General features: G+C 65.4%; 16 protein-coding genes and 1 tRNA gene. 9 read left to right on the forward strand and 8 right to left on the reverse strand.

Translation table 11 applies throughout. From position 1 onward, the window contains the following. Window positions 1-210: 210 nt before the first annotated feature. From htpX to def, 4 genes are all read right to left on the reverse strand, one after another. Window positions 211-1068 carry a zinc metalloprotease HtpX gene (htpX, locus tag X946_RS14380; RefSeq protein WP_038748587.1) on the reverse strand — a complete coding sequence of 286 codons (858 nt, stop codon included), beginning with the start codon at window positions 1066-1068 and terminating at the stop codon, window positions 211-213. A gap of 105 nt (window positions 1069-1173) precedes the next feature. After that, window positions 1174-1812 (reverse strand): LysE family translocator, encoded by a 639-nt coding sequence (locus tag X946_RS14385; protein WP_038748588.1) that lies wholly within the window; start codon window positions 1810-1812, stop codon window positions 1174-1176. Between the two features lie 120 nt (window positions 1813-1932). Then, window positions 1933-2916, reverse strand: coding sequence for a methionyl-tRNA formyltransferase (fmt, locus tag X946_RS14390; RefSeq protein WP_038748589.1), 984 nt, complete (start codon window positions 2914-2916; stop codon window positions 1933-1935). 31 nt (window positions 2917-2947) lie between these two features. After that, the gene (def, locus tag X946_RS14395) at window positions 2948-3451 is read right to left on the reverse strand and encodes a peptide deformylase (protein WP_038748590.1); all 504 of its coding nucleotides are present in this window, start codon (window positions 3449-3451) and stop codon (window positions 2948-2950) included. A gap of 232 nt (window positions 3452-3683) precedes the next feature. Between def and dprA the strand changes: the two genes are divergently transcribed. The 3 genes from dprA to X946_RS14410 all read left to right on the forward strand — a co-directional run bounded on the left by dprA (window position 3684) and on the right by X946_RS14410 (window position 8124). Beyond that, the gene (gene dprA / locus X946_RS14400) at window positions 3684-4871 is read left to right on the forward strand and encodes a DNA-processing protein DprA (RefSeq protein WP_038748591.1); all 1188 of its coding nucleotides are present in this window, start codon (window positions 3684-3686) and stop codon (window positions 4869-4871) included. 60 nt (window positions 4872-4931) lie between these two features. After that, complete coding sequence (locus X946_RS14405; protein WP_038748592.1) at window positions 4932-5303, forward strand: thioredoxin family protein; 372 nt, start codon at window positions 4932-4934, stop codon at window positions 5301-5303. A 211-nt stretch (window positions 5304-5514) separates the two neighbouring features. Further along, window positions 5515-8124 (forward strand): DNA topoisomerase III, encoded by a 2610-nt coding sequence (locus X946_RS14410; protein ID WP_038748593.1) that lies wholly within the window; start codon window positions 5515-5517, stop codon window positions 8122-8124. A gap of 211 nt (window positions 8125-8335) precedes the next feature. Here X946_RS14410 and X946_RS14415 read toward each other — a convergent pair whose 3' ends face one another. Beyond that, the gene (locus X946_RS14415) at window positions 8336-9394 is read right to left on the reverse strand and encodes a LysR family transcriptional regulator (RefSeq protein ID WP_038748594.1); all 1059 of its coding nucleotides are present in this window, start codon (window positions 9392-9394) and stop codon (window positions 8336-8338) included. Between the two features lie 438 nt (window positions 9395-9832). Here X946_RS14415 and X946_RS14420 point away from each other — a divergent pair, with 438 nt between their 5' ends. Beyond that, a complete protein-coding gene (locus X946_RS14420; RefSeq protein ID WP_038748595.1) occupies window positions 9833-10849 on the forward strand; it encodes a D-2-hydroxyacid dehydrogenase family protein in 1017 nt (338 codons plus the stop codon). 276 nt (window positions 10850-11125) lie between these two features. Here X946_RS14420 and X946_RS14425 read toward each other — a convergent pair whose 3' ends face one another. Next, on the reverse strand, window positions 11126-11995 hold the full coding sequence (locus tag X946_RS14425) for a patatin-like phospholipase family protein (protein WP_038748596.1): 870 nt from the start codon (window positions 11993-11995) through the stop codon (window positions 11126-11128). A 38-nt stretch (window positions 11996-12033) separates the two neighbouring features. Further along, entirely contained in the window at window positions 12034-12438 is a 405-nt protein-coding gene (locus X946_RS14430) for a PaaI family thioesterase (protein ID WP_038748597.1), read from the reverse strand. 191 nt (window positions 12439-12629) lie between these two features. Between X946_RS14430 and X946_RS14435 the strand changes: the two genes are divergently transcribed. Further along, window positions 12630-12705: transfer RNA gene (locus X946_RS14435), tRNA-Lys, on the forward strand. Window positions 12706-13004: 299 nt separating this feature from the next. Here the strand turns inward: X946_RS14435 and X946_RS14440 are convergent. Next, the gene (locus tag X946_RS14440) at window positions 13005-13772 is read right to left on the reverse strand and encodes an XRE family transcriptional regulator (RefSeq protein ID WP_052145086.1); all 768 of its coding nucleotides are present in this window, start codon (window positions 13770-13772) and stop codon (window positions 13005-13007) included. A gap of 27 nt (window positions 13773-13799) precedes the next feature. On the opposite strand from X946_RS14440, the gene X946_RS31185 reads away from it, so the two are divergent. Genes X946_RS31185 through X946_RS14455 form a run of 4 tightly spaced genes read left to right on the forward strand, consistent with a single transcriptional unit; the run spans window position 13800 to window position 17743 of the window. Next, window positions 13800-14252 (forward strand): helix-turn-helix domain-containing protein, encoded by a 453-nt coding sequence (locus X946_RS31185; protein ID WP_226377190.1) that lies wholly within the window; start codon window positions 13800-13802, stop codon window positions 14250-14252. Then, a complete protein-coding gene (locus X946_RS14445; RefSeq protein WP_226377189.1) occupies window positions 14239-14796 on the forward strand; it encodes a hypothetical protein in 558 nt (185 codons plus the stop codon). The genes X946_RS31185 and X946_RS14445 overlap by 14 nt, the downstream gene beginning before the upstream one ends. Further along, entirely contained in the window at window positions 14796-16979 is a 2184-nt protein-coding gene (locus tag X946_RS14450) for a DNA-binding protein (protein WP_052145087.1), read from the forward strand. The genes X946_RS14445 and X946_RS14450 overlap by 1 nt, the downstream gene beginning before the upstream one ends. A 17-nt stretch (window positions 16980-16996) precedes the next feature. After that, window positions 16997-17743 carry an AAA family ATPase gene (locus X946_RS14455; protein ID WP_038730309.1) on the forward strand — a complete coding sequence of 249 codons (747 nt, stop codon included), beginning with the start codon at window positions 16997-16999 and terminating at the stop codon, window positions 17741-17743. Window positions 17744-17746 lie beyond the last annotated feature (3 nt).

Raw genomic sequence — 17746 nt, forward strand, 5'->3', positions numbered from 1 at the left:
TGGCGCGGTTGGCGCAGTATCGACACAATCCTCGGCCGCTCGCAAGGCGCTCTTTGCGGCATCGACCAAGCAGCCATCTCGCCGAAAACGACAAACCCCGCAGCTCAAGGCATGCGGGGTTTGCCCGATCGTCCGACGCGCGAAAGCGCGTCAGGAATTGCTACCGCCGCGACGCCCCTTCGCGAGTGCGTCGCCGTGCGATGACGGTCGTCAATCGAAGCGGCCGGTGCGCGCCATTTCCATCAGCCGCGCGATCCGCTCCTCGGTGGCCGGGTGCGTCGAGAACAGGTTCTGCAGCCCGCCGCCCGACAACGGATTCATGATCATCATCTGCGCGGTGGCCGGATGCTGTTCCGCCGTCTGGAACGGAATGCCCGACGCATAGCGATGGATCTTGTCGAGCGCCGAAGCAAGCGCCTGCGGATCGCCCGAAATCTGCGCGCCGCCGCGGTCCGCCTCGAACTCGCGCGCCCGCGAAATCGCCATCTGGATCAGCGCGCCAGCAATCGGCGCGAGGAGCGCGACTGCGATGCCCGCGATCGGATTGGCCGGACGCCCGTTCTCGTCGCGCCCGCCGAAAAACATCGCGAAGTTCGCGAGCGCCGAGATCGCGCCCGCCATCGTCGCGGAGATCGTCGAAATCAGGATGTCGCGGTGCTTCACGTGCGCGAGCTCATGCGCCATCACGCCGCGCATCTCGCGCTCGGACAGCACGCGCAGGATGCCTGTCGTCGCGGCAACAGCCGCATGCTCGGGATTGCGGCCGGTCGCGAACGCGTTCGGCTGGGCTTCGTCGATCAGGTAGACGCGCGGCATCGGCAGATTCGCGCGCGTCGCGAGCTCGCGCACCATCCGATAGAACTGCGGCGCCGTGGTCTCGTCGACTTCCTGCGCGTTGTACATGCGCAGCACCATCTTGTCCGAGAACCAGTACGAGAAGAAATTCATACCGAGCGCGATCAGCAGCGCGATCATCATCCCGCGCGATCCGCCGATCATCCCGCCGATCACGATGAACAGGGCCGTGATCGCGGCCATCAGCATCGCCGTTTTGACCCAATTGAACATGTTTCCCACTCCTTATCCGTCTGCGGGGATCGCGCCGCACGCTCATCGGCAGCGCATGATTGTAAGCGATTTGTTAGATAAGAGCGTTTCGAGAAAATTCAATCCTTAGCGCGTCGACGTCGCGAGCTTGACGCCGAGGCCCACGAACGCACTGCCGACGCCGCGGTCGAGCCATTTCTTCACACCAGGCTTGCCGGCGAAGCGCCGCGTGACGGTGCCCGCGACCCACGCCACGGTACACGACCACACCGTGCTCATCGCGAGGAACACCGCGCCGAGCGTGAGGAAGGCGAGCACCTTGTGGTCGCTGTCCGCCGACACGAACTGTGGGAAGAAGGACACGAAGAACAGCACCACCTTCGGATTCAGCACGTTGGTCAGGAACCCTTGCGTGAACAGCTGGCGCAGCGATTTGTCCGCGCCGCGCCGCGCGGCGGACTGCTCGGCCGCCGGTTCCTGCTTCGAGAAAATGAGGCGCACGCCGAGGTAGACGAGATAGGCCGCCCCGACGATCTTGATGACCGTAAACGCGGTAGCCGACGCAGCAAGCACCGCCGTCAGGCCAAATGCGCATGCGAGCACATGCACGCAGCAGCCGGCCGAAATGCCGAGCGCGGACATGAGCCCCGCGCCGCGCCCTTGCGCGACGCTGCGGCCGACGATGTACGCGGTATCGGGCCCCGGCGTGACGTTCAACAGGAAGACTGCCGCCACGAACAAGCCAAGATGGGTGATGCCGAACATGCCGATCCCTCGATGCTGATGTCAAAGAATTCTACGCGTGCGCCCGACGCCGCGCGACCTGGCCGTTCGGCCGATTGCGCGGCGCGCGCGATTCCGATGGAATGTTCTCGGGCGACGAAATTACGCGGCGTCGGGCAATACGAAGCGCTGCCCGGCCACGAGCGGCGCGCCCGCGAGAAACTCGCGCACAGGCAAGCGCTTGCCGCCCGGTTTCTGCAGTTGCGTGACGCGCAGCGCGCCGTCGCCGCATGCGATCACGACGCCGTCCGGCCCCGCTTCGACGATCGTGCCGGGCGCCGCGCCGCCATGCGCCGGCACCGCATCGGCCGCCCACAGCTTGAGCGCCGCGCCGTCGAGCGTGCCCGCGCCGCCCGGGAACGGGTCGAATGCGCGCACCTGCCGCGCGAGCACGGCGGCCGGCTTGCGCCAGTCGAGCGCCGCCTCGTGCTTGCCGATCTTCTCGGCATAGGTGACGCCGCCGGCGGGCTGCGGCGTGGACACGAGCGAGCCTGCGCGCTCGAGCTCGGCGAGCGCATCGACGATGAGGCGCGCGCCCGACGCCGCAAGCTTGTCGTGCAGCGTCGCCGTCGTGTCGTCGGCCGCGATCGCGACGCGCGCGTCGTGCAGCATCGCGCCCGTGTCGAGGCCCGCGTCCATCTGCATCAGCGTGACGCCGGTTTCGGCGTCGCCCGCCTCGATCGCGCGATGGATCGGCGCCGCGCCGCGCCAGCGCGGCAGCAGCGACGCGTGGATGTTGATGCAGCCGTGGCGCGGCAGGTCGAGCACTTCCTGCGGCAGCAAAAGGCCGTATGCGGCGACAACCATCACGTCGTGCGGCGTCGCGCGCAGCAAATCGAGCGCGGCGGCGGCTTCGGCCGGATACTTGCCCGCGCGGCGCAGCGACGGCGGCTGCGCGACCGCGATGCCGTGCTCGAGCGCATAGCGCTTCACCGCGCTTGCCTGCAGCTTCATCCCGCGCCCGGCCGGGCGATCGGGCTGCGTCAGCACGAGCGGCACCGGGAAGCCGGCGTGATGGATCGCGGCGAGGGCCGCCGCGGCGAATTCCGGCGTGCCGGCGAAAATGACTCGCAGTGAATGTGTCATGTGCAAATGAATCGGGAAGCAGCCGCGCGCGTCACATCGCGCGTTCGAGTTTCTTCATCTTCGTCTTGATCCGGTTCTGCTTGAGCGGCGACAGATACTGGACGAACACGCGGCCCATCAGGTGATCCATCTCGTGCTGGATGCACACCGCGAGGAGCCCTTCGCAATCGACCTCGAACAGCTCGCCTTTCTCGTCGAGCGCGCGCACGCGCACCCGGTCCGGCCGCTCGACTTCGTCGTAGACGCCGGGCACCGACAGGCAGCCCTCCTCGTAAATCTGCTTGCCGTCGCTCGTCCAGACGATTTCCGGATTGATGAAAACGCGCAGCTCGTTCTTCTCGTCGGACACGTCGATCACGATCACGCGCTCGTGCACGTCGACCTGCGTCGCCGCGAGACCGATTCCGGGCGCTGCGTACATCGTCTCGGCCATGTCGGCGACGAGCTTGCGGATGCGATCGTCGACCTTGTCGACCGGCTTGGCCACCTTGTGCAGCCGTTTGTCGGGGTAATGAAGGATGTTCAGCAAAGCCATGATGTTCAGTGTTGAGAGACGAACGACTCGCGCGCATCGGCCGTTCGGCCGACTGCCGCGGCGCGCGCGCCGGCCTCAAGATGGATTCTGCGACGCGCGGAATGCGCCGCGCGCCGCGATGACCGGCCAATCGCCGCGCGCCTGCGCGCGTGGCATTCGTTTTATTTCAGATGATGAAAATTTTATCACGGCACCACGCGGCCCGCTGGCCGCGCTTCTGGAGGGGTTCATCATGTCGCCGCTGATGCTGACGCGCGCCGAGCTCGCCGGCTGGCTGCGGCTTGCCGGCGCGTCGGGCGTGCCGGCCGCTGCCTGCGCTGCGCTCCTCGGCGCATTCGCGTCGCCCGAAGCGCTCTTCTCCGCGTCGCACGCGGAATTGGCGGCGCTCGCCGGCGACGCGGCGGCCCGCGCGCTGCTCGCGCCGCCCGCCGACGATTTCGAGCCGCGCGTCGACGCGGCGCTCGCCTGGCTCGCCGAACCCGGCAACGCGCTCGTGACCCGGCACGATCCCGCCTATCCCCGCTCGCTCGCCGAACTCTACGATCCGCCGCCGCTGCTATATATAAAGGGGCGCGTTGCGCTGCTCCATGCGCGCGCGGTCGCGATCGTCGGCAGTCGCGACGCCACGCCGCAAGGGCTCGCCGACGCGACACGCTTCGCGCGCGAGATGTCGGACGCCGGCCTTTCGATCGTGTCCGGCCTCGCGCGCGGCATCGACGGCGCCGCGCACCGAGGCGGGCTCGACGGCGCAAGCGGCACGGTCGCCGTGATCGGCACCGGCGCCGACCTCGTCTATCCCGCTCGCCACCATGCGCTCGCCCACGAAATCGCCGAGCGCGGCGCGCTCGTCTCCGAGTGGCCGCTCGGCACGCCCGCGCGATCCGCGCATTTTCCGCAACGCAACCGGCTGATCGCCGCGCTATCGGGCGGCGTGCTGATCGTCGAGGCGGCGCCGCGCTCCGGCTCGCTCATCACCGCGCGACTCGCGAACGAGATGGGACGCGACGTGTTCGCGATCCCCGGCTCGATCCACGCGCCGCTGTCGCAAGGCTGCCATGCGCTGATCCGCGACGGCGCGAAGCTCGTCGAGACCGCCGCCGACGTGCTCGAGGAATTCGGCCTCGACCCCGCCCGGCCTGCCGTCAAGCCGTGCGACGCGCGCGCCGGCGCGTCGGCCGACGCCGCGCTCGACGACGACGCACGCCGCCTGCTAGACGCGATCGGCTACGGCCCCGTGCCGCCCGAGCTGCTCGCTCAGCGCACGTCGCTCGCGAGCGACTCGCTGCACCGGCTGCTGCTGCAACTGGAGCTTGCCGGACGCATCGCGGCGCTGCCGGGCGGCCGCTACACCCGCATCGACGGCGCGCACGCGTGCGCTCAAGCGCGCGGAACGGGCGGCGTGCTACATTCCGGCGAATAGGCGTCCCGCTCGCGCGTTCGCCCGAGCCGCCGCCACCTTACGATTCAAGGAAATCCACCAATGCCCGCGCTGAATCTCGACACCGACGAAGATCGGATCGCCGAGCGCCTCCGGAATCCCGACACGCTACTCGTCGCCTGCCTGTGCGCCGAGTGGTGCGGCACCTGCCGCGAATACCGCGTTGCGTTCGACAGGCTCGCCGACGCGCACCCCGACGCCTGCTTCGCGTGGGTCGACATCGAAACGCACGCCGATCGGCTCGACGAGCTCGACGTCGAGAACTTCCCGACGCTCCTTATCGAAGACGCGAACTCGGTTCGCTTCTTCGGCACCGTGCTGCCGCATGCGGCAATCGTCGAACGAATGCTGTCCGACCTGACCGCGCTGCCGGGCGCGCCGCATGCACCGAAGCTGCGCAATTTGTTCGACTAGCGCCATTCGGCCCCAAAATATCGATCGCGAAATGCGGCTTTACCGCTGGTTTACGCGAGAGGGCGTGCGACAGGCTTGCCGCCGCCCTTGCCCCCACTTATGATGACCCGCTTTTTGCTCGCGCCGGCCGCCGTTTGGGCGCCGTGTGCTATAAAGCCGTCGTAAAAGGGCCCGCACTCGGGCTCGCCCGGTCTACCAATACACACTTGTCATGTCGAAAGCACTCATCATTGCGGAAAAGCCTTCTGTCGCGAACGACATCGCGCGCGCTTTGGGCGGCTTTACCAAGCATGACGAATATTACGAAAGCGACGATTACGTGCTGTCGTCGGCGGTCGGCCACCTGCTCGAAATTGCCGCGCCCGAGGAATACGAGGTCAAGCGCGGCAAATGGAGCTTCGCGCACCTGCCCGTCATTCCCCCCCATTTCGATCTGAATCCGATCGCGAAGAGCGAGTCTCGCCTCAAGGTGCTGACGAAGCTGATCAAGCGCAAGGACGTCGAGCGCCTGATCAACGCATGCGACGCGGGGCGCGAGGGCGAGCTGATCTTCCGCCTGATCGCGCAGCACGCGAAGGCGAAGCAGCCGGTCCAGCGCCTGTGGCTACAGTCGATGACGCCCGCCGCGATCCGCGACGGCTTCGCGCGCCTGCGCACCGACTCGGACATGCAACCGCTCGCCGACGCCGCCCGCTGCCGCTCGGAGGCCGACTGGCTCGTCGGCATCAACGGCACGCGCGCGATGACGGCGTTCAACAGCAAGGGCGGCGGCTTCTTCCTGACGACCGTCGGCCGCGTACAGACGCCCACGCTGTCGATCGTCGTCGAGCGCGAAGAAAAGATTCGCCGCTTCGTGCCGCGCGACTACTGGGAAGTGCGCGCGGAATTCGTCTGCGCGGGCGGCTTCTACGAAGGCCGCTGGTACGATCCGAAGTTCAAGAAGGACGAATTCGACCCCGAAAAGCGCGACTCGCGCCTCTGGAGCCTGCCCGCCGCGGAGACGATCGTCGCCGCGTGCCGCGACCAGATCGGCACCGTCACCGAGGAATCGAAGCCGTCGACGCAGCTGTCGCCGCTGCTGTACGACCTGACGAGCCTGCAGCGCGAGGCGAACAGCCGCTTCGGCTTCTCCGCGAAGAATACGCTCGGCCTGGCTCAGGCGCTGTACGAGAAGCACAAGGTGCTCACCTATCCGCGTACCGACGCGCGCGCGCTGCCGGAGGACTACCTCGACACGGTGAAATCGACGCTCGAGATGCTCAAGGAAAGCAACAACTACCTGCCGCACGCGAAGCAGGTGCTCGACAAGAACTGGGTGAAGCCGAACAAGCGGATCTTCGACAACTCGAAGATCAGCGACCACTTCGCGATCATCCCGACGCTGCAAGCGCCGAAATCGCTGTCCGAGCCTGAGCAAAAGCTCTACGACCTCGTCGTCAAGCGCTTCCTCGCCGTGTTCTTCCCGGCCGCCGAGTACAAGGTGACGACGCGGATCACCGAAGTCGCCGGCCACCACTTCAAGACGGAAGGCAAGGTGCTCGTCGAGCCGGGCTGGCTGCAGGTGTACGGCCGCGACGCCGAGGGCGCCGACGCGAACCTCGTGCCGGTGCAGAAGGAAGAGAAGGTCAAGACCGACAAGATCGCCGCGCACGGCCTCACGACGAAGCCGCCCGCGCGCTATTCGGAAGCGACGCTGCTGTCGGCAATGGAAGGCGCGGGCAAGCTCGTCGAGGACGACGAGCTGCGCGAAGCGATGGCCGCAAAGGGCCTCGGCACGCCGGCGACGCGCGCGGCCATCATCGAAGGCCTCCTCGGCGAGAAGTACCTCGTGCGCGAAGGCCGCGAATTGATCCCGACCGCGAAGGCGTTCCAGCTGATGACGCTCTTGCGCGGCCTCGGCGTGAAGGAGCTGACCGCCCCCGAGCTGACGGGCGAGTGGGAATACAAGCTGTCGCAGATGGAGCGCGGCAACCTGCAGCGCGACGCGTTCATGCAGGAAATCGCGCGGATGACGCAGACGATCGTCAAGCGCGCGAAGGAATACGACTCCGACACGATCCCGGGCGACTACGCGACGCTCGAGACGCCGTGCCCGAACTGCGGCGGCCAGGTGAAGGAGAACTACCGGCGCTTCGCCTGCACGAAGTGCGATTTCTCGATCTCGAAGATCCCGGGCAGCCGGCAGTTCGAGATCGCCGAAGTCGAGGAGCTGTTGCAGAAGAAAGAGATCGGGCCGCTGTCGGGCTTCCGCAGCAAGATGGGCCGCCCGTTCTCCGCGATCCTCAAGCTCACGTTCGACGACGAGACGAAGAACTACAAGCTCGAGTTCGACTTCGGCCAGGACCAGGGCGGCGAAGAGGGCGAGGCGCCCGATTTTTCCGCGCAGGAGCCGGTCGGCGCATGTCCGAAGTGCAAGGGCCGCGTGTTCGAGCACGGGATGAGCTACGTCTGCGAGCATGCAGTCGCGAACCCGAAGACTTGCGACTTCCGCTCCGGCAAGGTGATCCTGCAGCAGGAGATCACCCGCGAACAGATGGCGAAGCTCCTCGAGAACGGCCGCACCGATCTGCTGCCGAACTTCAAGTCGTCGCGCACCGGACGCAACTTCAAGGCGTACCTCGTCAAGCAGGCAGACGGCAAGATCGGCTTCGAGTTCGAGAAGAAGGAGCCGAAGCCCGCGGCGGCGAAGAAGACCGCGTCCAAGTCGACGGCCGCGGCCGAAGACGCCGCGACGGACGGCGACGAAAAAGCCGAGAAGAAGGCGGCGCCCGCTCGAAAGACGGCCGCGCGCAAGACGCCCGCCCGCAAGACGGGTTCGTAATCGGCGTCGACGCCGAGCCCGCGCGGCGCGCCGGGCGCGGCGCCACGCGGCGTGCGCCGTGCCGTGCGATCGAGCGGCATGAACGCCTCGACGCGTCGGTCCAAACAAAAGCGCGGGCTCCCGACGAGCCCGCGCTTTTGCTTTTTGCGGTGGAGATCCGGCGCACAGCGGCGTGCGCGCCGGACAAGGACGCGCGCGGCGCCGGCGCGCGTTACAGCGGAGACGGCACGACGGTGCGCGCCCGCGGCGCGCGCGGCAGGCGCGGCGACAGCGCCGGATCGGCGGCGCTCGGGCGCTCGGCGAGCGCGTCGGCGGGCAGCGCCTCGACGGGCTGGCCGAAGCCGCCCTGCGCGGCCCACTGCTCGCCCAACATCGTGTCCGGCAATTGGCTGAAGTGCTCGACGAGGTGATCGATGAACGTGCGCACCTTCGCCGGCAGGTGACGGCGGCTCGGATACGCGATGTTGATCTCGACCTGCGGCAGCCGGTACTCGCTCAGCAGGCGCACGAGCTTGCCGCGCGCGATGTCGCTGCCGATCAGGTAGCTCGGCAGGATCGCGACGCCCATGCCGAGCATCGCGAACTGGCGCAGCATTTCGGTGTTGTTCGCGACGACGACGTTCGACGGCCGCACGCGCACCTCGCCGTCCGGGCCGGTGAACACGCGCTCGTCGCCCCAGTATTCGGACGGCAGGCTGAGGCACGGGTGCTCGACGAGCTGCTCGGGATGCGTCGGCATGCCGTGCTTCTCCAGATAGCTCGGCGTCGCGCAGACCACCATGCAGCCCGTCGTCAGCCGGCGCGTGACGATGCTCGCGCTGCGCATCTGCCGCGTGATCACGACGCCGACGTCGAACCCTTCCTCGACGAGATCGACCTGTCGATCGACGAGGGTTAGATCGGGAATGACCTTTGGAAAGCGCTGCGTGTATGTCTGCAGCACCGGCGCGAGGTTATGCAGGCCGAACACGACGGGCGCGACGATCCGCAGCGTGCCGACGGGCTCGTGGTTGCGCGCGACGACCATCTGCTCGACATCTTCGAGCTCGTCGAGGATCTGGCGCGCCCGCTCCAAATAGACCTGGCCGGATTCGGTCAGCGAGAGGCTACGGGTGGTGCGATTCAGAAGGCGGGTGCCGAGCCGGCCTTCGAGGTCGGCGACGTGGCGCGTCGCGACCGCGTTCGAGATGTCCATCGCGCTCGCCGCCCGGGCGAAACTGCCGAGATCCGCGACCTTGACGAACACTCGCATCGACTGCAAATGATCCATACTCCACTCCTACCGCTGTTACCGCTTCAAAAATATGAAGCAAATGAGTAATTTTCCTACGACAGCGAAAAAGATGCAGAGTTGCTCAACTTCGCGCGGAATCTCGATAAAAACCTTCGAACTTGCTCAGCCCGCCTAGCCGGAAAGACCAATTGTTCTTGATAATGAAATAATTGAGCAATCTCCCTGCGCAAATCGCCCAATTGAGAAACGGCGGAATCGCCGTCCGGCCGGCATCGAGCGGGGCCCGAACAGCATGATTTCCGCCCGGACGCAAACGCTTGCCGCGCCGCGTAACAAGCTGTTAAAAAGAGATACACCTGTTGCCGCGCCGCCATAGGATCATTACGGCCCCCAAACCGGGCCGGACCGGCGCGCGACGAAGCGCGACGGCCACCACCTGACATCGCTCATCCCGCGCGAATCCCGAAACACGCCATGAAAATTGCCATCCTCGACGACTACCAGGACGCCGTCCGCAAGCTCAACTGCTTCGAGATGCTCGCCGACCATGAAGTGAAGATCTTCAACAACACGGTGCGCGGCCTCGGGCAGCTCGCGAGCCGCCTGGCGGAAGTCGAAGCGCTCGTGCTGATTCGCGAGCGCACCCACATCACGTCGCAACTGCTCGGCAAGCTCCCGCATCTGCGCATGATCAGCCAGACGGGGCGCATCTCGACCCACATCGACCTCGACGCATGCACGGAGCGCGGCGTCGCCGTGCTCGAGGGCACGGGCTCGCCGATCGCGCCCGCCGAGCTGACCTGGGCGCTCATCATGGCCGCGCAGCGCCGCATTCCGCAGTACGTCGCGAACCTGAAGCAGGGCGCATGGCAGCAGTCGGGCCTGAAGACGTCGGCGATGCCGCCGAACTTCGGGCTCGGCCAAGTGCTGCGCGGGCAGACGCTCGGGATTTGGGGCTACGGCAAGATCGGCCGGCTCGTCGCCGGCTACGGCAAGGCGTTCGGGATGAACGTGATGATCTGGGGCCGCGAGCATTCGCTCGAAGCGGCGCGCGCCGACGGCTACGCGACCGCCGGGAGCCGCGAGGCGCTCTTCGAGCAGTCCGACGTGCTGTCGCTGCACCTGCGCCTGCACGACGACACGCGCGGCATCGTCAAGCTCGACGATCTGCTGCGGATGAAGCCGACGTCGCTCTTCGTCAACACGAGCCGCGCGGAGCTGCTCGAAGAAAACGCGCTCGTCTCCGCGCTCGCGCGCAACCGGCCGGGGATGGTCGCGATCGACGTCTACGAGAGCGAGCCGATCCTGCAGGGTTACAGCCTGCTGCGGATGGAGAACGTGATCTGCACGCCGCACATCGGCTACGTCGAACGCGAAAGCTACGAGCTCTACTTCAGCGCCGCGTTCAAGAACATCCTCGCGTTCGACGCGGGCGACCTGTCGAGTGTCGCGAATCCCGAGGCGCTCACTCAGGGACGGATTCGCCGCTGAGCGTCGGCGGGACGGCGGCGGCGGCGGCGGGAGGAAGCGAGGTGCGCGGCGGCCGCGCGCCTCGCGCCCGATTCAGCGGTTCGCTGCATTCCGCAAGTTGCCTCTCGCCTCTCGCCTCTCGCCTCTCGCCTCTCGCCTCTCGCCTCTCGCCTCTCGCCTCTCGCCTCTCGCCTCTCGCCTCTCGCCTCTCGTATCTCGTATCTCGTATCTCGTATCTCGTATCTCGTATCCCAAGTCCCGGGCCCCGCATTCCGCACACCGCAGCCCCGCCCAGCCTTAACACCCCGCACCGGTTTCGCCGACGAGCGTCGGCGCTGAAGTGAGGAAGCGCTCACCATCGCGCCGGCCGAGATCGTACGCATGCTGCATCTGGTGCGGACTCGTGTAGTCCCAGCTCGAGATCGGCACCTTGCGCGAAGGCTGCACGTAAAGCCGCCGCTGGCCGCCGCGCTCGACGACGAATGTCTGCGGCCTCGGGTAGAGCCGCGTCACCATCACGAGCACGAGCCCGGGCGACGCATCGAGCGCGCCGACCGGCACGTTGTCGACCATCCCGCCGTCGAGCACCGGCCGGCCGTTGCGGCGCAGAACGGGTGTAAATGGCGGCGTGCACGAAGACTGGAGAACGAGATCGGCGAGCTCGTCGGCGCGCGTGCAATCCTGCGCGCGGACGAATTCGGGGCGGAAACCGAGCGAACGGCCGAGCGTCGGGTGCAGCGCCTTGCGAACGTACTTCTCGATGTTGTACGCGATGAGTCCCGCCGCGACCGCGCTGCGCGCGCCGAGCCAGCGCGGCACGTGCGACACGCCGATGCGGATCTCCGGCGCGCCGGCGAGTTTCGCGAACGGCTCGCCGTAGATGTCGAGAAGCGCCTGCCGATAGATCCGGTAATGCGGAAAGACCGGTTCGGCGCGCAGCAGATTGCCCCAGTAGACGTTCCTGCGGTTGTGCTTGAGCGCCTCTTCGTAATAGCGCATCACCCAGCGCGAATCGCGCGTGTAGAGCATGCACGCGGTCGCCGCGCCGGCCGAAATGCCGGCGATCACGCGCGGCCGCACGTCGAGCGCGGGCCGCAGGACGTCCCAGAATCCCGCCTGCCACCAGCAGCGATTGCCGCCGCCCGCGAATACGACTTGGTCGAACATCGGATGCGCTCCTCGTTGCCGCCTGCCGCTGCCGGCGCTCAGGAAACGAGCGCGTAGGTCGACGTGGCGTGGACGGCCATCTTGCCGTCCTCGTCGAACAGCTCGATTTCGCCGAACACGAGATTGCGGCCCATCCGCAGCACGCGAGCGGTGACGAGCACGTCGCCCTTGCGCACTGGGCGCATGAAATGGGTGTTGAGCGCGACGGTCGTCATCGGTCGGAATTCGCCGAGCGCGGCGGAGATCGCGACGACCATCGCGGTGTCGGCGGCCGCCATGAACACCTGACCGCAGATCACGCCGCCCGAGTGGCGCAGCTCGCCGGAGAACGGCAGCCGCAAGGTGACGCGCTCCTCCGAAACCGATACGGGAGTGAGGGAAAGGGAGCGGACCCACGGAGCAAGGAGCCGATCCAGCAAATCACGGACAGTGTTTTCGTCCATCGTCGTACGCCCAGAAAGAGCCGCGCGCCCGCCGCGCGACAGGGTTTGGGCGACATCATACCGGGAGCGCGCGAGAAGCGACGGATCGTGCGAACTCGACACAGCAGCGCGGGCCGCGCGCGAATTTTTCGAGAAAAAAGCAAAAAGGGCTAGACATGGTTCAAAAGCCCATGCATAATTTCACTTCTGTCGGGGCGTTAGCTCAGTTGGTAGAGCAGCGGACTCTTAATCCGTAGGTCGAGTGTTCGAGTCACTCACGCCCCACCAAGGAATTCGAAGGGTTACAGGCTAGTCGCTTGTAACCCTTTTCTGTTTTTGGCGCGCCCATCGATCGATCACCTCGCCTTCCGCGGCAGCCGAATCCACCAGTGTGGGGAGGTGCTCGATTTGACACCGCCAGAATCCGGACTAGAAAAGCGCTCGAACGCCCGCCGCACAAGGCGTCGGGCAATTTCGGCGGTCGCGGCGGTGCGCGAAGGATTCTGCGAGAAATGACTGCGAAATGCGCGGATTTCGCAAAGATTTTGACACCAGAATAGGCGGGGAGTGGAAGTTATCCACACCACCTATATTTGCCGGCCCACCCAGACAACGCGGCCGATGATCTCGAAGTCGCTTGGCGGCGACGCCATATCAACCGTAAACGGCCGGTACGCCTCGTTGGCGCTACTTACTTCGAGCCTCCCCTCCGGAAGCCGCTGAAGACGTTTCACAAACAGCTCCCCGTCCATTCTCAGCACGTACAAACCTGCGCCTGGTCGGGTATCCGCTTGGTTGACCAAGATTACGTCCCGATCACTCAGCACCCCTTCCATGGAGTCGCCCTTTACTGCGATCACAGCCAAATCTTTCGGGTTGATCCGTAGGTAATTGTCGACCCAATATCGCCGGAAAGCCATCGCCAGCGGAGGTTTGCCGTCGCCCAACGACGCCCCGTGCCCAGCGGCGGCTTTCACGTTGTAACGCGGGATAAACACGAACTCGGCGATGTCGACCGGGTTTCCCATCGTATCGAAACATGCGCTTTGGGGCTGCGCGTCGTCAGATCGCCCCTCGGTGAAGGCGGTGGGAGCTACCTCAGGCTCCTGGCCAAACAGCGAGTTGATCGGAACCCCGGCTCGCTCGGCGACTTGCCGAAGAAAGAACGCGTCGGGAGTCCGCTCCCCGTTCTCGTACCGTTGAATTGTGCTGGTGCCAATGCCGAAGGTAGCTGCCATCTCGGCGATCGACGTCTTCAACACGTCCGTTCGGACACGACGCAGCCTCTCGCCGACCTGCTTGTTGAAGGTTTCAACATCCCGATCGGAACTTGAAAGAGGGGCATCTCGCTCCATTGTTGCTTTCATCTTCCGTACAAATGGTTGATTTACAAGGGAAAATCACCCAATCGGGGTGATGACAAGTCCGATCGGAACAATAAACAACCCGAAAGGGTTGATTTTCGCGTTCCGTTCGGGTTTAATTGCTTCATGACGAACCGCATGGAGTACGCCATGAGGCATGAAAATGTCCCAAAAAAGACCGCCCAACGATCCGATTGGCATCAGGCGGACATCATCGCCGCCGTGAAAAAGGCCGGCTGGTCCCTTCGCGCTCTTTCAATCCATCACGGATATGCGCCTGGAACCTTGCGCAACGCGCTTCGCACGGCGTATCCGAACGCCGAGAAGCTAATTGCTGAAACGATCGGCGTTCCGCCAGAGGCAATCTGGCCGAGCCGATACGAGAAACGAAATTTTACGCCCGTTTTGTCACCGTCCTCCCCTGTTTGTGCGCCCCGCACTGTGCGTTCGGCCGCCGTTGCAATGGATTGAATCGTACGCACCCCGATCCCGACGCGCTATCGGCGCGATTCCCGACCTGGACGACACGACGATGAGAAAACGGACCTGGAAATCCCTGCACGCGACAAGCCTGAGTGAGGCTTTCGAGTTGTGCGTTCAACATGCTGACGAGCGCCGCCGGCCGGCGAAGGTGCTGGCCGATCTGATGGGCGTCGAAGTAAAAACGCTGTATCGCTGGCTCGCCGAGACGTCGATGCCGCTGAACCGCGTGCGTCAATTCGAAGAATTCTGCGGCGCACGCTTCGTCAGCGAATACCTGTGCGTTGCGGACGGCCGCCGCGTCGTCATCGAGATTCCGACCGGCCGTCGCCCCGGCGTCTCCGATCTCGCATCCTTGCAAAGCGCGTTTGCCGACGCGGCGGCTGTGCTTTGCCGCTACTACGCATCCGGCCACGAACAGGCCGAAGCAATCGCGGCACTGACCTGCGCGATGACCCAGGCCGGCTACCACCGCGAGAACGTCACGAAGGATCGCGCGCCTGAGCTGCGGTTCGATGATGCGGAGGCCGAGTGATGCAGGCCGTCGTCAAATCGCACTACGCCGCCGCAGAACTGGCGGGCATGAACTTGCCGAGCCTTCCGACCACGATGCAAGGTGTCAAACTGCGCGCGAAATCGGCGGCTTGGTCGTTTCGGAAACGCGAGGGTCGCGGTGGCGGCCTCGAATATGCGCTCGAAAGCCTGCCCGTCGACGCACAAGCAGAAATCCGCCGCCGAGCGTCAACCGCGCTCGTCGGGACGATGCCCGAAGCGAAGCCGCAGGCGATCATCCGCCGCGAGCAGCAACTGCAGCTCGTCGAGACCGATGTGCAGCGCCTGCGCGCCGATGCGCGCAAGGGCATCTTGTCGATGCTCGATCGCATCATGACGCAATGCCGTGTCTCGCGCGAGGCGGCGATGCACACGCTGCTCACGCAGGCGCGCCTCGGCACGCTCGACGATCACCTGACAGCCATGTTGCGCGCGGCCAAAGATGCGCGCGGTCGCAAGGGTGACGAATTCCCGAGCATCCGCACGCTGAAGCGCTATCTCGGCCTCGCGAAACAAGGCTCTCTCGCGCCGAAGATTCCGAAGTCGAGCTTCGTGATCCCGGCGTGGGCGAAGCTCTTCCTCGAACACTATCAGCAGCCGCAGAAGCCGTCGGTCGAGCAAGCCTATCGTGACTTCACGACGGCATGCGCGGTGCAGCGGGTCACCTACGACGTGCCGAGCGTCCATCAGGTCCGACGCTTCCTCGACAAGCTCGGCAGCGTGACGTTGCAGACCGGGCGTATGGGATCGCGCGAACTGAAGACCATGCTGCCGTTTATCCGCCGCACGTTCGACAAGCTGCTGCCGAACGACATCTGGTCGGCCGACGGTCATACGTTCGACGCGGAGGTACAGCACCCGCTGCACGGTCGGCCGTTCCGGCCGGAGATCACGTCGATTATCGACGTCGCCACGCGACGCGCGGTCGGCATCTCGCTCGACCTGGCCGAGTCGTCGTTCGCCGTGCTCGACGCGCTGAGTACCGCAGTACTCAAGTGCGGCGTGCCGAGCATGTTCTACGTCGACAACGGGTCCGGCTACAAGAACGCATTGCTGAAAGACGAAGGCGTCGGCGTCCAGGGTCGCCTGGGCTTCGTCGTCACGCACTCGATTCCGTACAACTCGCAGGCACGAGGTGTCGTCGAGCGCCTTCACCAGACGCTGTGGGTCGCCGCCGCGAAGACGCTGCCGTCGTACATGGGCGTGGACATGGACCGCCAGGCCAAGCACGTGATGTTCAAGATCACGCGCGACGCTCTCAAGCACGGCGGCGCGATCTCGCTGATGGGATGGGACGCGTTCATCCAGTTTTGCCAGGAACAGGTCGACGCGTACAACGACCGTCCCCATAGCACGCTACCCGTCATCCGTGATCCGAACACCGGCAAGCGTCGGCACATGTCGCCCAATGAAGCGTGGGCGGCGCATGGCGCGCAAGGTTGGCAGGCCGACACGCTCGACGAACACGATGCGCGCATGGTGTTCCGGCCGCGTATCAAGCGCACCGTCGCGCGCGGCGAGGTTCGGTTCCTGAATCACCGGTATTCGAATCCGCAGGAGCTGCTCGAATTCCACGACGAAGAAGTTCAAGTCGCTTACGACATCAACGATGCGCGGTTCGTTTGGATCTACGCGCTCGACGGTCGCTACATCTGCCAGGCCGAGGCCGGCGCGAACGAACGGGCCTACATGCCGCAGTCCGCTGTCGAACAGGCTCGCGAGAAGCGTGCCGATGCGCGAGCGAATCGCCTGCAAGCGAAGCTCGACGAGGTCGAGGCGGAACGTCGTGGCCAACCGGCACTGACCCTCGAAACGCCCGAGGTCATCACGATCCCGGGGTTCGGCGACATCACGCGCCACGCGCTGAGTCGGCGCTTTGTGGACGTCGAGCCAGTGATCGACATCGAACCGGCCGCACTCATGGCCCTTGAACCGCAATCGGAATCGGAAGCCGTCACTGAAACCGCCACCGTGTTTCAGCTTCCGGAAACACCCGAACTGCGATTTGCCCGGTGGCAGACCCTGAACGAACACATCGAAACAGGGGGCATTCCCGACCAGGACGAATTGCAGTGGTACGGCAGATACGCGTTGAGCAAAGAATTCGCGGCGCAAAAGCGCCGCGCGGAACAGGCTGAAGAGTTGCAGCTCGCCAGCCATCAGTAACACCAACAGGAGCAAGCATGACACAACTCGAATCCACGCTCAAACCGATTGTAGGCGGCGTCGCTCAAATCACCAACCTGAACCTGTGCGACATCGCGATCGAGCGCGCTGTCTCGCGCAGCGCGAACCTGCCCGGTCTCGTGTGCTTTTACGGCCCGTCCGGCTACGGCAAGAGCATGGCCGCGAACTACGTGGCGAACGCTCGCCGCGCGCGCTACGTGCAGGCGAAGTCGGTCTGGACGAAGAAGCATTTCCTGAAGGCGATCCTGTTCGAGATGGGTATCAAACCCGGCGGCACGATCCCCGAGATGGCCGATCAGGTCGCCGAAGAACTGGCCGCGTCCGGCCGGCCGCTGATCATCGACGAGATGGATCACCTGGTCGACCGCAACGCGGTCGAGCTGGTCCGCGATCTGTACGAGTCGAGCCAGGCACCGATCTTGATGATCGGCGAGGAAGCGCTGCCGATCAAACTCAAGAAGTGGGAGCGTATGCACGGCCGCGTGCTGGCCTGGGTGCCGGCACAGCCCGTCACGATCGACGACGCTCGCCAGCTCGCGACGCTGTATTGCCGACACATCACGGTTGCGGACGATCTGCTCACGCGGCTCGTCGAACTGGCGCACGGGTCCGTGCGTCGCGTCTGCGTGAACCTCGAACGTATCCAGGAGGAAGCGTTGATGGCCGGCAAGGATGCGATCGACCTCGCGCAGTGGGGCAAGCGCGAGCTGTACACCGGCGAAGCGCCGAAGCGCCGCGTGTGAGGT

This window comes from Burkholderia sp. ABCPW 111, assembly GCF_000773065.1.
Taxonomy (GTDB): Bacteria; Pseudomonadota; Gammaproteobacteria; order Burkholderiales; family Burkholderiaceae; genus Burkholderia; species Burkholderia savannae.

Bases quoted from the DNA above. Each gene is read 5' to 3' on its own strand.
- htpX (WP_038748587.1), bottom strand. From the start codon at position 1,068: ATGTTCAATTGGGTCAAAACGGCGATGCTGATGGCCGCGATCACGGCC.
- X946_RS14385 (WP_038748588.1), bottom strand. From the start codon at position 1,812: ATGTTCGGCATCACCCATCTTGGCTTGTTCGTGGCGGCAGTCTTCCTG.
- fmt (WP_038748589.1), bottom strand. From the start codon at position 2,916: ATGACACATTCACTGCGAGTCATTTTCGCCGGCACGCCGGAATTCGCC.
- def (WP_038748590.1), bottom strand. From the start codon at position 3,451: ATGGCTTTGCTGAACATCCTTCATTACCCCGACAAACGGCTGCACAAG.
- dprA (WP_038748591.1), top strand. From the start codon at position 3,684: ATGTCGCCGCTGATGCTGACGCGCGCCGAGCTCGCCGGCTGGCTGCGG.
- X946_RS14405 (WP_038748592.1), top strand. From the start codon at position 4,932: ATGCCCGCGCTGAATCTCGACACCGACGAAGATCGGATCGCCGAGCGC.
- X946_RS14410 (WP_038748593.1), top strand. From the start codon at position 5,515: ATGTCGAAAGCACTCATCATTGCGGAAAAGCCTTCTGTCGCGAACGAC.
- X946_RS14415 (WP_038748594.1), bottom strand. From the start codon at position 9,394: ATGGATCATTTGCAGTCGATGCGAGTGTTCGTCAAGGTCGCGGATCTC.
- X946_RS14420 (WP_038748595.1), top strand. From the start codon at position 9,833: ATGAAAATTGCCATCCTCGACGACTACCAGGACGCCGTCCGCAAGCTC.
- X946_RS14425 (WP_038748596.1), bottom strand. From the start codon at position 11,995: ATGTTCGACCAAGTCGTATTCGCGGGCGGCGGCAATCGCTGCTGGTGG.
- X946_RS14430 (WP_038748597.1), bottom strand. From the start codon at position 12,438: ATGGACGAAAACACTGTCCGTGATTTGCTGGATCGGCTCCTTGCTCCG.
- X946_RS14440 (WP_052145086.1), bottom strand. From the start codon at position 13,772: ATGGAGCGAGATGCCCCTCTTTCAAGTTCCGATCGGGATGTTGAAACC.
- X946_RS14450 (WP_052145087.1), top strand. From the start codon at position 14,796: ATGCAGGCCGTCGTCAAATCGCACTACGCCGCCGCAGAACTGGCGGGC.
- X946_RS14455 (WP_038730309.1), top strand. From the start codon at position 16,997: ATGACACAACTCGAATCCACGCTCAAACCGATTGTAGGCGGCGTCGCT.